Annotated in this window: 12 protein-coding genes and 1 pseudogene; 1 reads left to right on the top strand and 12 read right to left on the bottom strand. The window is 67.0% G+C overall.

Annotation, left to right across the window (positions count from 1 at the left end):
• Positions 1-65: 65 nt before the first annotated feature.
• The 6 genes from GobsT_RS30940 to GobsT_RS30970 form a co-directional block, all read right to left on the bottom strand.
• Positions 66-1,493 carry a sigma-54-dependent transcriptional regulator gene (locus GobsT_RS30940; protein WP_010049387.1) on the bottom strand — a complete coding sequence of 476 codons (1,428 nt, stop codon included), beginning with the start codon at positions 1,491-1,493 and terminating at the stop codon, positions 66-68.
• A 79-nt stretch (positions 1,494-1,572) separates the two neighbouring features.
• A complete protein-coding gene (locus tag GobsT_RS30945; RefSeq protein ID WP_010049386.1) occupies positions 1,573-2,397 on the bottom strand; it encodes a TIGR02996 domain-containing protein in 825 nt (274 codons plus the stop codon).
• Positions 2,398-2,409: 12 nt separating this feature from the next.
• Positions 2,410-3,195 (bottom strand): GNAT family N-acetyltransferase, encoded by a 786-nt coding sequence (locus GobsT_RS30950; protein WP_010049385.1) that lies wholly within the window; start codon positions 3,193-3,195, stop codon positions 2,410-2,412.
• A gap of 663 nt (positions 3,196-3,858) precedes the next feature.
• Positions 3,859-6,159: an AAA domain-containing protein gene (locus GobsT_RS40080; protein ID WP_010051440.1), complete on the bottom strand. Its 2,301-nt coding sequence runs from the start codon at positions 6,157-6,159 to the stop codon at positions 3,859-3,861.
• A 63-nt stretch (positions 6,160-6,222) separates the two neighbouring features.
• Positions 6,223-6,450: a hypothetical protein gene (locus GobsT_RS30965; protein ID WP_148087934.1), complete on the bottom strand. Its 228-nt coding sequence runs from the start codon at positions 6,448-6,450 to the stop codon at positions 6,223-6,225.
• 207 nt (positions 6,451-6,657) lie between these two features.
• Positions 6,658-7,758 (bottom strand): Nif3-like dinuclear metal center hexameric protein, encoded by a 1,101-nt coding sequence (locus GobsT_RS30970; protein WP_010052271.1) that lies wholly within the window; start codon positions 7,756-7,758, stop codon positions 6,658-6,660.
• A gap of 182 nt (positions 7,759-7,940) precedes the next feature.
• Between GobsT_RS30970 and GobsT_RS30975 the strand changes: the two genes are divergently transcribed.
• A complete protein-coding gene (locus GobsT_RS30975; protein WP_010052273.1) occupies positions 7,941-9,575 on the top strand; it encodes an RNA polymerase sigma factor in 1,635 nt (544 codons plus the stop codon).
• A 351-nt stretch (positions 9,576-9,926) separates the two neighbouring features.
• Here GobsT_RS30975 and GobsT_RS30980 read toward each other — a convergent pair whose 3' ends face one another.
• From GobsT_RS30980 to GobsT_RS31000, 6 genes and pseudogenes are all read right to left on the bottom strand, one after another.
• Positions 9,927-11,582, bottom strand: coding sequence for a M28 family peptidase (locus GobsT_RS30980; RefSeq protein ID WP_010050215.1), 1,656 nt, complete (start codon positions 11,580-11,582; stop codon positions 9,927-9,929).
• A 122-nt stretch (positions 11,583-11,704) separates the two neighbouring features.
• Positions 11,705-11,794 (bottom strand): annotated as a pseudogene (locus tag GobsT_RS41285) (endonuclease III); the annotation flags it as partial.
• 909 nt (positions 11,795-12,703) lie between these two features.
• Positions 12,704-13,315, bottom strand: coding sequence for a hypothetical protein (locus GobsT_RS40085; RefSeq protein ID WP_232068431.1), 612 nt, complete (start codon positions 13,313-13,315; stop codon positions 12,704-12,706).
• Positions 13,316-13,549: 234 nt separating this feature from the next.
• Positions 13,550-13,720: a hypothetical protein gene (locus GobsT_RS38325; RefSeq protein ID WP_010050210.1), complete on the bottom strand. Its 171-nt coding sequence runs from the start codon at positions 13,718-13,720 to the stop codon at positions 13,550-13,552.
• A 49-nt stretch (positions 13,721-13,769) separates the two neighbouring features.
• Positions 13,770-14,717: an anti-sigma factor gene (locus GobsT_RS30995; protein ID WP_010050208.1), complete on the bottom strand. Its 948-nt coding sequence runs from the start codon at positions 14,715-14,717 to the stop codon at positions 13,770-13,772.
• A complete protein-coding gene (locus GobsT_RS31000; RefSeq protein WP_010050207.1) occupies positions 14,714-15,265 on the bottom strand; it encodes an RNA polymerase sigma factor in 552 nt (183 codons plus the stop codon). The genes GobsT_RS30995 and GobsT_RS31000 overlap by 4 nt, the downstream gene beginning before the upstream one ends.
• Positions 15,266-15,356: the final 91 nt, after the last annotated feature.

Here is a 15,356-nt window from a genome sequence, read left to right on the forward strand (position 1 = left end):
TAAGCCCAACCACTCCTCCGCCCTGCCTCTCTTTTGTGCTTCTTTGCGGCCATCCTCTTCGCCGGCTATTCGTCACCGTCCGGGTCGACGGTCTCGGGGTGGTACTTCCGAATCAGCTTCCGCACGGTCGCGCGCGCCAGTCCCAGCCACCGCGCCGCCACCAGTCGGTTGCCGTCCACCTGGCGCAGCGTCTCGTCGAGTACCGCGGGCTCGATCGCCTCGATCAGCTTGAGGTGCAGGTCCGCGGGCTCTTCGCCTTCGAGTTGCTGGACCTGCTCCCGGACCCACTCGGTGGCGAGCGAGCGGAGCCGCTCGGTGAGCGAGACCGGCCCCGCCGCCGTACTCGGCTCGGGGAAGTGTTCGGGCCGGAGCGGACCGCCCCGGGACTCAATCGCGGCGTGCTCGAGCGCGTTGCGCAGCTCGCGCACGTTCCCGGGCCACGGGCGCGACTTCAGGAACGCGATCGTTTCGGCGGGGACCGCGCCGGCCGGGTTCAGCACCCCGAACTTCCGCAAGAAGTGTTCGGCGAGGAACGGGATGTCGTCCACACGGTCGCGGAGCGGCGGCAGGTGGATCGGGTACACGTTCAGGCGGAAGAACAGGTCGTGCCGGAACTTCCCTTCGCGCACCGCGGACGAGAGGTCGGCGTGGGTCGCGGACACGATCCGCACGTCCACGGTCTGGGAGTCGCTCCCGCCGACCGCCTGCACCTCCTGGCGCTCCAGCACCCGGAGCAACTTCGCCTGCACCGGGAGCGGGATGTCCGCCAGTTCGTCGAGGAACACCGTACCGCCGTCGGCGAGCTTGAGGAGCCCGTCGCGGGCGCGCTCGGCGCCGGTGAACGCCCCCTTAACGTGCCCGAACAGCTCGCTCTCCACAAGGTTCGGGTTGAACGCCGCGACGTGGGCGGGGACGAGCGGCTTGTGCCGCCGCGGGCTGTTCGCGTGGATCGCGCGCGCGACCAGTTCCTTACCGGTGCCGCTCTCGCCGGTGATGAGCACGCACGCGTTCGACGGCGCCACCTTCGCGATCCGCTTGAACACCGTCTGCATCGACGGGCTGCGCCCGATGATCGCATCGGGGCTGTGGTCCTCTTCGGCCAGCGATTCGCGCGCGCCGGTGTCCTCGCTCCGGTTGCTGAGCGCGCGTTTCGTCGCGTCCACCGCTTGCGCCAGTTCGAACGGCTTCGCCAGGTAGTCGAACGCGCCCCCCTCAACCGCCTTAACGGCGGTGTTCAGGTTCCCGTGCGCGGTGATCACGACGACCGCGGCGTTGGGCGCCGTCTTCTTGAGTTCGCCGAGCGCAGTGAGTCCGTCCATTCCGGGCAGTTTGACATCCAGGAACACCACGTCCGGCGGGTGCAGCCGGGCCTTGACGAGACCGTCCTCGGCGGTCGCCGCAACCGCCACCCGGTGCTTGTCGCGCTCGAACGCCCGCCGCAGCGCCCACGCGATCGGCTCTTCGTCGTCGATGATGAGAATGGAGTGTGACATGTGTCCCGCGAGTGCCCGTGTCGCGCCGTGAATGGTTCCATCATACACGACGGATGACACGGCCCACGACAACCGCGATTTATGGGTCCGTGCACCAAACAACCTTTTCGAATCGCGCATCGAACCGGCGCCGCAATCGAGCGAGATAGATGGCGGACGTGTCGATGTCTGCCGTCAAGCACCCGGCGGAGCCGATGCGCGGTCCGTTCGAATCGAACACGTTCAGCCGAACCTCTCGGAGGCGGGGGAAGCGATCAGGGGCAAGCAACTGTTCGGCGTACCGACTCGACAGGCCAAGGGCGCTGAGATCGAGCACTTCGAGGTTCGTCAGCCGCGGCGAAGCGATGAGCTGCCAACAGCCGAGCCTGCGGGGCCGGTCTCCCCCTACCACCCTCAGACGACGCAAGCGGAACAACCGGAGGATGTCCGGTTCTTCGCCTTCGTCATGATCAGAATGCAGCGGCTCCTCACTATCGTTTTCGTCATCGTCGTACTCATCTTCTGGATCGGACGAGAGCGTTGTTTCGGGTAGCGGCAGCCACGGCCAACAAGAAATGCCGTAGCGTGCGAGTTGATCGCAGGTAAGGCCCAGGCGATTCCCGAGGAACCCACGGTGAAAATGCGTCGCATCGAGTCGGGCGCCATTGCGCAGGTCCCAATCGTCCCGGGTCGCTGGCCACCATTCTTCGTCCAAGCGCGTCCACACCCGGCCGATCTCCTCCCACAACCGGTTCGCCTCGTCGCTCCAAAGCGGGTGACGGGCCGCGGCGCACTGCAACCGAATGAACTGCGCATACGCCTCCTGGCCGTGCTCCTGGAGCCAGTCGGCGTAAACGAGGCGCGGCGTGTCGTCGTCCGGGGCGTCAAAGATCGCGTCCAGGAGCGCGTCGGCATCGGGATGCATGGCGAACTCCCGTTACACGCCTGCCGGGGCCGCGTAGGTGCGGTGCTGGCACACGTACTTGAAGCCGATGCGCTCGTACAGCTGCCGGCTCTTCGGGCCGGATCGCAGGGCCGCGTTATCGCATCCCTGCGAGGCGGCGTGTGCGAGCGCCGCCCGCGACACCGCCGCACCGTAACCGCGACCGCGATAGGGTTCGAGTGTCGCGACGCCCCAGAGCACCGCCGTCGAACCGGCCCGAGAGTACGCGGCAGCGGCCACGTCGATACCACCCGCAGAACCGATGAAGATCGCGATGTCGGGATCGAACATGAAGTTCACGGACGGCACCATCAGGTCGGCGAACTCCGGGGGAGCCTGGAACGCCGCCGCGGTGAGGGCCTTGTACACGTCCGCGCCCACCTGCCCTTCCGCTCTGCGAATCGTCAGGTCCGGTGGTACGGGGTGAGTGCCGATCGAATCGAGCGCCGGCAGCACGTAGGCCGGTTCGTCTTCATCGACCGCCCACCCGCGGGCGCGGAGTTCGGCCTCCATCGGGTGCCCCGCGTTGCCTTCCACCAGCACGCCCCATCCGGCAGCGCTGTCGGCGAAGAAATCCCGCGCCACCGGGAGCAGTTCGTTCAGGGACGGCGCGGAAGGGCGCAGCACCGCGGCGAAGTTGAAGCCCGGCCCCGGGAGTTCGCTCGCGACGAACGCGACGCCTTCCCACACACGAAACCGCCCACGCTTGTAATGCTTCAGGTACGGCGCTTCGGTCAGGCACAGCGCGGCGTGCGCGGTCTCTTTGAGGTCGGGCGTCATTCCGGCTCCTGTCGCTTCCCGCGAGTTGTTGCTTGGGATCTCGACCCCTCACTTGTCGCCAGGGCGCCAAGGCTTCACGCCCCAGGCTGCGCGTAACCCTCTCATACACGAACCGGCTGTTGGTGTCCGTTTTGGTTTTTGCCTTTGTGGCACAGACATTCCTGTCTGTACAGCGCGAGAAGGCCGCACAGACAGGAATGTCTGTGCCACGAAAAACAGACACACCAGTCGGACCCTGAATCAGAAACTCAACCCTACGATCGAAAACCCAGGTACTTCCGCGGCTTCTTTGGCCCGGCCGCGCGGTCCGCATGTGCGGATTGTGCGGGCGATTCGTCGGCATCAACCCGCCCGCGAGTGGGTAGCGAACAGGTAGCGAGTGGGTAGCGGGCGGGGTAGCTCCAGTCCCGCTACTGTCCCGTCGGCGCCCCGTTAGCGGCGCTGTAACACCCGTTACACCCCATGCTCCCCGAGCCCCCCCCGGCCCTCTCCCTGAGGGGAGAGGGGAGAAGACACGCTGGCCGCGGCTCGCGAATCGAATACGGGGGGCGCGGCATCCTCTCCCCCTCCCTTCAGGGAGGGGGCCGGGGGGTGGGTCAACGCACCGCGCACCGAACACCCTCGCCTCGATAGTTGCAGATGGCTCGTGCGTCGGAGCCGGTATCACTCGGTTTCCTCCCAGACGCTGTTCAACGCGCCGATCTGCTCGAAGTACGTGAGCATCCGCTGATAAAACGGGTCGCTCGCCAGTGTCGCGCTGTCGCCGATCACCAGCAGCTTGCGCCGGGCGCGGGTGAACGCCACGTTCGTGCGCCGGGTGTCGGACAGGAACCCGATCTCGCCCTCGTTGTTGGAGCGCACCAGCGAAACAACGATCGCCTCTTTCTCGCGCCCCTGGAAGCCGTCCACGCTGTCGATCTCCAGCCCCGGAACGTCGGCGAGCTTCTCGCGCAGCAGCCGCACTTGCGCCCGGTACGGCGTAATCAGTCCGATCTGCGAAGGCGCTATCCCCAGCGCGAGTAACGCACGGACCTTCTTCACCGCAAGTGTGGCCTCTTGCGCGTTGAAGCGGCTCCCGGTGTCTTCTTCCAGTTCCTCGTCGTAACTCGCGCCGGCCGTGTCGATGAACTGCACCGGCGTTTCGGTGAGCGGGTCACGCGCGACACCCGGCAGATGGCAGAGCAGGTGCGCGGCGACGCTCTCGTGCGCAACCAGTTGGCTGTCATAGAACTCGCCATTGGAGAACCCCATCACGGCCGCGTGCATCCGGTGCTGGACCGTGAGCAGCCGCGACGCGCCCGGCCCGAACTGTCGCACCAGCCGCTCCATCAGGCTGACCGAGAGCCCGCGCTCCGCGGCCTCGGGCGAAAGGACGGTCGGCGGGAGCTGGCAGTGGTCCCCGGCGAGTACGACCTTGTTCGCGCGCAACAGCGGGACCCACGCCGCAGGTTCGGTTGATTGACACGCCTCGTCGATCACCACCACGTCGAACCGGCGCTGACCGAGCAACTGGCTGTCGAGCCCGGTGAGCGTGGCGCACACGACCCTCGCCTCGTCGAGCACGCGCTCCGTGGCGCTGGCTTCGAGCCGCCGCACCTCGGTGAGCATCTCGCGGGCTTCTTTCCGGAGCGCGGCCTTTTCGCCGGGTTGCGGCTTTTCGCGGGTCCACTTGTCCGCCTGCCGGAACAGCGCGAACGCCTCGCGGGCCACCTTGCGCGCCTGGCGTGCGTCCGGGTGCTTCTCGGCGAGAATGTCGATGGCCCGGGCGCGAAGCTCCGGCATCACCCGCGCCGGGTGGCCGAGCCGCACCGGGAGTTCGCCCACACCGAGCAACTTTTCGAGGAGGTTATCGACCGCGTGGTTGCTGGGCGCGCACGCCAGAACCTTATCGCCGCGGGCGACCAGTTTGCGGATGAACTCGACAACGGTCGTGGTTTTTCCGGTGCCGGGCGGCCCGTGGATGATGGCGAAGTCCGGCGCCGCCAGTGCGAACGCGACCGCGTCGCGCTGCGGCTCGTTGAGGGTGGAAGGCGACCTACCCCCAGCCCCTCCCTGAAGGGAGGGGGGAGAACTCGCTCCAGAAACGGATGGCGTATCGGACGTGGTTGGCGGTTCGTCTTCACTCCCCATCCCTTCAGGGAGGGGGCTGGGGGGTGGGTTGTCTTCACTCCCTTCAGGGAGGGGGCCGCCTTCCTCCCCCTTCCCTTTAGGGAGGGGGGCCGGGGGGGTAGGTCGTTCCCCCAGCAGCACCTCGCGCAGTTGGGCGAGCCGGTCGCCGGTGGCGCTCGCGGCGCGGCGCAGCGCGTCCTGCTGGCGTAAACGTGACACCTCGTCGGGCGACAGGTCGAGCCGCCAGACCGCCTCGTCCGGCAGGTCGTCGTCCGGCGGGTCGATCGCCACGCCGATCGTGGCCGTGTCGCGGTCGTAGATCACGCCGCGGTACGACGGCACCCGGCGGTTCACGTTCGTCTGGCTGAGGAGCACCGGCGCCCCGGGGCCGAGGCGGGACGGCGGGAGCGGTTCGTTGAGCGTTTTGCGGCCGAAGGTGAGCAGCAACCGGCCGCCGAGCCCGAATTCCGAGTCGCGCAGGACGAGTTTTGTCAGCGTCGAGCCGTCGCCGACGGGCGAGCCCTCTTCGGCCTGCGCGCGGCGTCGGGCCTCTTCCTGTTCGGCCTTGGCTTCCAGGTCCAGCAGGTGCGACAGGTTGGAAAGGTGGTTCGCGTCGGTGAAGTCCGCTTTGCCCGCGAACCGCACCCGCACCGGCTTGGCTTGAAGTGTCGCGCCGTCCAGCGCGTTCACGATCGCGGCGGCTTTGCCGTCGGGCACCTCGACCGTGGCCCCCCGGCCCACGAACGCGATCTTCCCGACGTGCTTCGAGTCGATCTTCCCACCGCCGCAGACGAACGCGAGAACGACCCCGGGCGGGCACCGCGGCGGAACCGGGTCGATGTGGATCAGGGCCATGTGCTGGGTCACGGGCGCGAAGGTTGGTGTTCGCGTCCATGATACCAGCCGCGGGCGGCGGGTTCAGTGCGAGTAGCTGTTCCCGACCGCCATGTACCGCCAGTGCCGAGGCTGGTTCGTGCGGTACCGGTTGGCCGCGTCGTCGCGGGTCTCCTCGTCGTATTCGGCTTCTTCCGAAGAAATCGGTTCGAACCCGTGCGCCGTTACCGGCTGGTCCCCGGACCGCGCGTACCCCCACACGCACAGCCCGCACGCCAGCGCCACCGCGATCAGCATGCGTCGCCCACTCATTCCGCTCCCCCCAACGCTTCCTGCGTCACTTGGGGGGCTCATAGCGTTGGGGCGGGCGTGAGTCAACGGTCTAAATGCTCATACATGAACCCGCAATGGGTATCACGTTTGTTGACGAGCCGCGACCGCCAGGGAGCGGTGCCACGTACCCCGCTCCCTGGCGGTCGCGGCTCGTCAAGAACGCGGCACTACCGCCGGGCACGTGCATCAGAGCGCCGCGAGTGGGTCGCGTTCGGCCCGGCTCGGCCACACCGTAACACCCGGAAAATCGCCCCCCAGCTTCGCGGCCAGATCCTCAACCGCCGGGCGCTCTGTGGCGTAGTGCCCGGGGAGAATCAAGCCGACGTTCGCGCCACCGGCCGCGACCGCGTCGTGGAACCGCACTTCGCCGGTGAGGAACACGTCCGCCTTTCGTCTGATGGCATCGGACAGGAACTCGCCCGCGGCACCGCACGCCAGGGCCACCGTGCGCACAGGGCGCTCCATATCACCCACGACCTGAACGGCGTTCGCGCGAAGCATCTCCTTCGCGCGCCGGGCCAGTTCGCCCAGGGTGGTCGGATTCTCCAGTTCGCCGATCCGCCCCTCGCCGCCACTGGCGGTCGGTTTGAGCGGGTACACGTCGAATGCGGGCTCCTCGTAGCTGTGCGCCTTCCGCATCGCGGCGATCGCCCCCGAGACGAGCGGTTCGGGGACCACGACCTCCAACCGCCATTCGGGCACCTCTTCGCGCCGGCCCTTTTGGCCGACCGCCGGGTTGGTGGCGTCGGTGCCGAAGAACGTGCCGGTGCCGGAGAGCCGGAAGCTGCACTCGCGGTACTGCCCGATCACCCCCGCCCCAGCCCCGAACAGCGCGTCGGACACCTTCGCAAGGTCGGCGTCGGGTACGAACACGACGAGTTTGCACTGCCGCTTCGCTTCGCGCGGCCGCAGCGGAACCGCGTTCGTCACGCCGAGTTTCTGACACAGCCCGTCGTTGATCCCGCCGGAACAGTTGTCGAACGCCGTGTGCGGCGAGTAGACTGCGATGTTTGCACGCAGAAGCGGCAAGAGGGCCTCGCCGTCGGGGGTGTTCGCGGTCAGCTTCTTCGCGCCGCGGAACAGCACGGGGTGGTGCGAGACGATCAGATGTACGCCCTCGCGCACGGCCTCGGCGGCAACGTCGGGCGTGAGAGTCAGGCACGTGAGCACCCGGCCCACCTCTCCCTTCGGGTCGCCGAGCAGCAGCCCGACGTTGTCCCAATCCGCGGCGGTCGCACAGGGGGCGAACCGCTCCAGGTACGCGGCGAACTCGGCGACGGTGGGCATAGGTAACCTCGTGTTCACCGCAAACAGTGCGATTGAGGGCGCAGAGAGAAGAATAGGGAGTAACGCCGCTCGTGCTCCTCTCCTCACCCGTCGCGCCCCGCCGTGAATAAATTTTCAATTTCTCCGACGCGCGGGGCGGTTTCACCCCAGTACCAGTTGTGACGCGTTCAGCGGGAACACCGATGCCCACCGAAGCCCGACCACTCACCCGGCAGTTGCTCCGGGTCGTTCTCGGCACGCCGGACGTGCCAGACCGCGACCTGCTCGCGCGGTTCGTGAACGCACGCGACGAGGACGCGTTCGCGGAACTCGTGCGGCGGCACGGGGCGATGGTGCTCGCGGTGTGCCGCCGCGTCACCGGGCGCGCCCACGACGCCGAGGACGCGTTCCAGGCGGCCTTCCTCGTTCTGGCGAAGCGCGCAGGACACCTGAGCCGCCCGGAGTTGCTCGCGAACTGGCTGTACGGCGTCGCGTTCCGCACCGCCCTGGACGCCCGCGCCGCCCGGCGCCGTGCCGAGGACCGTGTCGTGCCCACCGCCGCCGAACCGGCCTGCCCGGAGCCGCCCGACGACAACGCCGAGCTGCGCCGGGTGATCGACGAGGAGTTGGCCCGGCTCCCGGACAAGTACCGGGCCGCGGTCGTCCTCTGCGACCTCGAAGGGCTGCCGCGGTCGGCCGCGGCGCGGGCGCTCGGCGTCCCCGAGGGCACGCTGTCGAGCCGGCTGGCCCACGCGCGGAAGCTCCTCGCCGGGCGGCTGACCCGGCGCGGGGTCACGGCGTCGGTCGCCGCAGCGGGCGCGGTCCTGACCCGCGACGCGGCGGCCACGGTCGTCCCCCACAACCTGACGCACACAACGGTTCAGTTGGCCGCGCGGTTCGCGCTGGCGCGGGGCACGGTCCCGCCCGGCGCGCCGCCGGAAGTTTCGTCCCTCACCGAAGGAGCCTTGAAGGCCATGCTCGTGACACGCTTGAAGCAGACGTTCGCCGCCGGGTTGTTCGCCTGCGGGCTGATCGGGGTGGGGGGCGCGCTGGCCCAGCAGCTCGGCGCGCCGGCCGTGAAGACCGCACCGGCCGCGCCCGAGCAGCCGCTCGTGGCTGAAGACGCCCCGTTCGTTGCCCAACCGACGAAAAAGCTCCCGGAGGCGAAGAAGATCGTGGCGAAGGGCATCGAAGACGACGACGTGCCCTACGGGACGTTCCCTTCGCAGGCGGTCGTGCGCATTGAGGACGGGAAGCTGGTCAGGCGCAACCGCGTCGGCGGCGCGGAACTGGTGAAACAGGTGGTCGGCGATCAGACCATTCTGGGCTACCAAATGACATCCTCAGTCCAGGCGACCGCTTACGACCCAGCGGACATTGCGGTGTTCGATATCAAGGGGAACCGGCTCTCCCCGAAGGCGTGGAAGGAGATGCTGAAGACCGATGTCGTTGCTCTCATCTCCTCGAACGGCTCGCTGCCGAACCCGCGCGAGCTGACGATGTTCAAGCCGGACACGCTGGTGATCGTGCTGCCGACCGGTTACGCACAACACTCGGCCGGCGGGGCCACGTCTTACTTCCCGACCTACGGCGGTCAGATGCTCCCCACCCCCCCGACACTGGCGGTCCCCAGCTCCCCCTTCGGGAACACGGTTCCAGCCGCGCCGGCGCCAAACACCCGCCCGGCCACGCCGGCGGCCCCGCGTGCCACGATGCCTCCCAAGGCACAACCCGCGCTCCCGCCCCCACCGTCCACAGGCAGCGACCCGTTTGCTGCTCCGCCGGTCACCCGAGGACAGGACGTGCCGCCCCTTGCACCGATCCCGGATTCGCAGTAAGGCACCCGCCCTCTTTCCAGGGGCTTTCGCCCCTGGCTACGGACCCGGCGCCCCTTCAGGGCTCAAAGACAACCTCTGCATTTCAGCCCTGAAGGGGCGCCGGGTCCGTAGCCAGGGGCGAAAGCCCCTGGTCCGAAAGCCCTGGCCTCCGACAAACCAAATGGCCGCGGTCGGCGGGGCGGGAGGTCTGTGCCTCTCGCCCCGCCGACCGCGGCCGTTACGTCACGTCCGAACGCGGTTGGTCCGTGTTCTGTAGCCGGCCTCTGTGAGGCCGGAGCGACATCATTCGTATACCACCGGCCTTACAGAGGCCGGCTACAGAATACATGTACTCTTCAACCGGATGTGCGGTCACTTCCGCGGCAGCAGTTCCGGCAGGTTCGCCACCCGCAGCGCCGTCACCGCCATCACCTGCGCCCCCTGGATCAGGTTCGGCTCCTTCGCCTTATCGAAGGTGTCGCTCTGGGTGTGGTGGGTGAGCCGGTACTCGTCCACGTCCTGGTTGCAGGCGAAGCCGGGGACGCCCGCCTGGTGGAACGGCCAGTGGTCGGTGCCGCCGCCGATCCCGCCGGTGGTCAGCCCCTTCCAGCCGTCCAGCCCCTTGAGCACGGCCAGTTCCTTGTCCAGCATGTCCTTCATGTAGGTGCGGCCCTGGAGCCCGAACCCGGTCACCTTCCCGGTGCCGGTGTCGTGGACGATCGCCAGCGAGTGCTTGGGCAGGTCGTCCTTGTACTTCTCCACGTACTTCTTCGAGCCGTACAGCCCCTGCTCTTCGCCGCTGAACAGGCAGAACCGGATGGTGCGCTTCGGCGGGCTCCCGGCCCGCGCCAGCTTCGCGACGGTGCGGGCCGTTTCCAGCACCACGCAGCTCCCGGTGCCGTTGTCCGTGGTGCCGCTGCCCAGGTCCCACGAGTCCAGGTGCGCGCCGACCACCACGATCTCGTCCGGCTTCTCGCTCCCGCGCACCTCGCCGATCGTGTTGTACACGACCACCGGGCCGGGGATGAACTTGTTCTCGATCTCCACCTCCACGCGGGTGGTCGCCTTCTCGCGGGACGCGAGCCGCCACAGCAGGTCGTAGTGCTCGTGGGCCATGTACACGCGGGCGATGCCGCCCTCGGCGGCGGCCCGGTCGCCGCGGCCCCAGCCCCCGGTCGTGACGAGCAGCCCGTGCGGCTTGCCGGAGTCGGACACGAGGCACGCCGCGCCCTCGGCCTTGAGGAACTCGTTCAGCTCGTTCTGGAACTGCTGGAACCCGCCGCCGAACCCGCCGCCGTCCTTCTTCGGCTGCTCTTTCGGCTGCTCCTTCTTCCCGTCCTTGGCCGGCGGTTGGAGCTTGAACGAGACGCCGGAGTCGCCCGCGTCGTCCTTTTTGGGGTCGGCCTTCTTGGACTCCTCTTTCGGCGGGGCGTCCTTCTTCGGCTCGTCCTTCTTCGGCTCGTCCTTCTTTTCGGGCCGGGTGCCGAGGTAGGTGAGGTCCGAGATCGGGGCCACGCGGCTCGGGGGCTGGCGCAGGATCACGGCGTTCTTGAGCTTGCCCTTGTACGCCTCAAGGTCCTTCTTGGTGCGGACGTTGAGGATCACCACGTCGCCGGTCACCTTGCCCTTGGTGCCGGGCGACCAGCCGGCGGACGCGACCAGCAGGCTGCGCCCGGTGTCGGGCTCGACGATCTTCATCTCGGCCTTGCCGCGCTGCCACCCGTAGGGGATCTCCCACGGCTCGAGGCGCACGTTCTCCAGGCCGTACTCCTTCATCTTCTCGGCGGTCCACTTGTTCGCCTTTTCGAGGCTCGGGGACCCGGTGAGGCGCCCGCCGATCTCGTCGGACAGGTACCGCAGGTTCTTCATGATCTCGGTGCGGGCCTTCACCTCTTCGATGACCAGCCGGTCCAGGTCGTCCGAGCTGGCGCGCGCCTTGGGCGCGGTGTCGGCCGGCGTCGCCGGGGTGGGGGGCATTAAAAGGGCGCACAGCACGCCGAGCGCGGCGGGCTTCAGAACGCGGGGCATGAGACGGACTCCGAGCGGGACGGTGCGAGAGCGAGCGTGATGAGAGAGTGAACGTATTGTGTGAGAGCCCGCGCGCGGAAACAATTAGGAAGTGCTTAAAAACTGGGGAGAGCTTTCACGGCTCACCCGTGCCTCGTGACGCCCACCTGCTGACACATGGACAGCAGCGGGCACGTCGAGCACTTGGGCCGATCGCCGGTGCAGATGTGCTTACAGCCGCCGAGTCGAAAATCAGAAAAGGCAGGGTGGCTACGTCGTTGGAAAACGTGGCTGCGGGGTAAATATTGCTGCCGACCAGTGCGGTAAGAGTGGCGTCGTTCGAGAGACGGGAGTACAGCGTGTCGTTGAGCATGCCCGTATTTAGTGACGGCACGAACGAAAAGCCCCGGGTGGTTAGTCCGGGGCGGATTACCTCGCTACGTCGCCGGTCTCTCTCCCCGCTCTTGCAGCAGTCGATACATGACGGCTTCGTCCAAGTCATTAACCCAGTACTGAGGTTCTGCTTTCGTCGTTTCCTGACCTAGTGCCCTGAGCGTAGAAGGTAGGTCGAGCCGTGTCAGAAAGTGCATCAGGCGATCCCTGCGTTCATCCCCGACCGGTTCCCCGTTGACGTACATCATCCATTGCGTTTGCGTGCCGGGGCGAGCTTCGTAGCTCCTCCCGGCACGCTCTTCCTCCCTCAAGTACTTAGCCGCCCAGCCCAGCACTGCTACCTCTGGGGGGTTGTCCGAAATAGTACACATGCCTCTACCTCAGTTAGCTCATCTCGTCAACATGGTCATCGGCAAATCGTCTTGAGTGGCTTCGAAAAAGTGCTCCCGCTTCTCTATCGTTTTCCTGACGCAAGCCTTTTAATCGTCACAATCTTTAAATTTTAACATTATTCAGGGTGGTTAGTTCGGTGCAGCTTGAGGGTGTGTCGTAACTGTTGCCCCCTGCGTGCGGATGCTCACGATGCACGCAATCAGGATCTCGAAAACGGAATCGTGCCCCGCCGCGGCAAGCTCGAAAAGAGCCGCCTTCGGGTACGGTGCGACGGCCTCCCGGAGAAGTGGCACCGCTTCCTCAATGTCGAAGGGCTTCTTGTTCGCTTCGGCACGCTTCGGGGGCGGCCATCGGAGCTACTCCTTCCCCAGCAGCAGATCGACCACCCAGCACCCACGCACATGCTGTGCCTCGCTGCGGCAGTGGGTCAGGATGTCGGCGTTGTCGCACCCCGCGTCTTGGAGGGCGTCGGCCAAGATGGGCATGCGGTCGAAGGCGCGGTCGGCGTAGATGCCGGTGACGAGGGCAGTGATATTGGAGGTGAGCCAAGCCGGATCGGCGGCCACGGGGCGGAAGGGATTGCCGAAGATGTCCCGCACGACGGCCGCGAGGACGGCGTGCTCGGCTGCTATTTGGACTTCCCTCACGCTGTCGTCGGTGTAGCAGCAGCAGACGGCGCTATCGACGCCGTACCTAGCGTGGTAGTACGGGTCGGTATGGTGGAACGCCCCGTGAACGAACTGGCGGACCCCCTCCCATTCCTCGAACGTGGCCTCCCCGTCAACGTACCGCTCGGTCGTGGCAGCGTACTGAGAGCCGATCCCCTCGCTCATGTCCGGACGAAACCGTAGATACTCCCGCTCGCAGAAGACGGCGAATAGCCTTAACTTCCGGTCGCTTGTCTTATCCCGCAGGTACTCCAGCATGGGCTTCGGGTTCGTACAGTTCAGCCATTCTTGCTCGGTCACGGCGTTGGCTCCGGTCGGTCCTTGTCAGCATGACCGAGAGCCAGAACTAAGACAAGCAGGCGAGAGAGGGTCGCACCAACACGCGATGGCTGAGACAAGACAATTTTGACAGGATCGACAGGATCAACAGGATTTCAACCAATCGGTCTTCATCCGGTGAATCCTGTCGATCCTGTCAAAATCTGTATTCGCCCACACGAAGCCGCGACCAGCAATCCGTTCCGCCACCGTTTCTTACGCGAGGTGCCGCTCTGCGCCGGTCTGGCGCCGCTTCGGTCGGCCGACCCGTGCGACCGCGTAAACCAGAGCCCCGACGATTGCGACCTCCAACAGCCCCGGTCGCAGCACCGTGCCGATGACGATCCCAGCAATCAAGGCAAGCACCGTTGCGTTAAATCCGGCCATAGCGACCTCTCAGTAATGGGTCCTACTGTAAGGTATACGTTCATCGATCTTATTTCTTCTCCTCCACGGCGGATTTGTACCCGGCCGGCGGCTTCGTATCGAACAGCCCGTCCGTCTTCACGTCCCACTCGAACTTCTCGAGCCGAACCCCCGCGACGCCCTTTGCCGTCGGGTCCTTCCCAGCTTGGAGCGCGAACTCGAGCCGCACCGGCCGTTTCGTCTCCGGGTGGACCCAGATCCGGTACCGCCAGGGCGCGTCCTTCGCCCCGGCGTTCGGAATTTCCAGCTCGAACCGCGCGGCTTTCACACCGTCGATTTCATCCGTCCCGGCCGCCTTCTTGTCCCCACCCGAGTACGTCGCCAGCCCGTGAACGAGTTTGAGTAGCGTGGCCTCCTGCGCACCGGGCTTTCCGCCCAACGAGTCGCACGTCTTATCACGGTGGTCGATGGCGACCCCTTCTTTCCCGTGCGGGAGAATGGCAACGGCCTGCGACTTGCCGCCGGCAAAGATCTCGTTGCGCAACGATCCGGGCGCGGCCCACGTCAGCTTGACGGTCATCGTCTTTGCGACGGCGGCCGGCTTCCCGTCATGGAGCAGGACGTAATCGCACGAGAAGGACTTCGCCTCCTTGAACGGCTTGAGGCCATCGGCCAAAGCGACGGCCGGGGTCCCGCCCCAGCCGAGAACGACGACGACAATCACCGCGGCCGAAATGGCCCCGGACGTGATCCAGGTGCGTCGATCCATGAGAACCCTCCAAAGGAGTGTGTTACGTGTCGGTGCGGGCTCCGCGGCCAGGGCCGCGAGCAGCCGCGCACGCCCGGCCGCGTGGCCGCGATCGGCCGCGGCGTGGGCCGCTTCCATCCCGTGCATGACGCCATTGATGTCGGAGAACCGGGCCGCGCACGCCGGGCACCCGGCCACGTGCTGCTGAACCGCGGAGGCATCGCCGGTCAGGGCGAGTTCGACGAGGGCGTCGTCGGTTGGGCACTTCATTGCGGCACCTCCCCGGCCGGTCGATCGGCCCCCATCCACCGGGCGAGTGTTCCGACAGCACGCGTGATTAGGGCGTATGTGCCCGACCGGGACCGGCCCAGAAGGCGGGCCGTTTCGTTCCCGTCGCGGCCGTTCAGGAAGAAGAACTGGATCGCCCGCCGCTCCTCCTCGGGCAACCGGGCCACCAGCGCGAGCATGTAGGCCGCCTCGTCCGCGCCGTCGATGTCGTGCTCGGCCGCCCGCCCGTCGGCGAGGTCATCCGGGAGCGGTTCCCGCGTGCGGTTCCGCCGCCGGGTTTCCTGAACCACGCGGCGGGCGATCCCGACGAGCCACGGGGCGAACCGCTCGGCATCCCGGAGCGTCGCGATGGACCGGTACGCCCGGAGGAACACGTCGTGAGTGATGTCCTCGGCGAGGCTCGGACCGGCGTCACCCGCGACCGTCCGGACCAGCCGCGCGTACCGGTCGTACAACCGGGCGAAGGCGTCGCAATCGCCCGCTGCGGTTCGACGCACCAGTTCGCCGTCGGTCGGGGTGGCGTCATTCATCTCACCTCACTCGTGCGTCGAGCCGGCCGATCGTCCAAACTTTTTCACCGTCCGACGTGCGGCACGCCGCTGGTGCCCCTGCGGAAGGGGC

Source organism: Gemmata obscuriglobus, from assembly GCF_008065095.1.
Classification (GTDB): Bacteria; Planctomycetota; Planctomycetia; order Gemmatales; family Gemmataceae; genus Gemmata; species Gemmata obscuriglobus.